Here is a 290-nt window from a genome sequence, read left to right as displayed (position 1 = left end):
TGGATGGTCGCCGCCAACGAGGCCAGCGACCCCCAGAGCTGGAAGGAATTCCTGGAGACCAGCCCCACGCTGACCATTCGCTACAACCACAAGCCGAACAAGCCGACCGGGATGACCACCTCCCCGAAGACGTCGTGCACCGGCTCGGTCATCGGAGAGAACTCGGTCTCGCTGTACGCGCCGGTCTCCGACCGCAACGGCGGCACCCTCGGGGTGTCCTTCAAGCTCTGGAAGACCTCCGACAGCACCCAGACCGCCCTCGCCTCCTCCAACCCGAGCCTGCTCACCTA

At 65.5% G+C, this 290-nt stretch carries 1 protein-coding gene; it reads left to right on the top strand.

Going from position 1 to position 290, the window contains the following annotated elements; genetic code table 11:
* The coding region (locus ACLQ2U_RS32245) for a hypothetical protein (protein WP_425754653.1) at window positions 1-290 on the top strand (290 nt) is incomplete at both ends.

Origin of the sequence: Micromonospora sp. DT47 (assembly GCF_049844475.1) — a bacterium.
Taxonomy (GTDB): Bacteria; Actinomycetota; Actinomycetes; order Mycobacteriales; family Micromonosporaceae; genus Micromonospora.
The sequence above is the reverse complement of the archived record's forward strand: the minus strand, read 5'-3'. Positions and strand labels throughout refer to the sequence as shown.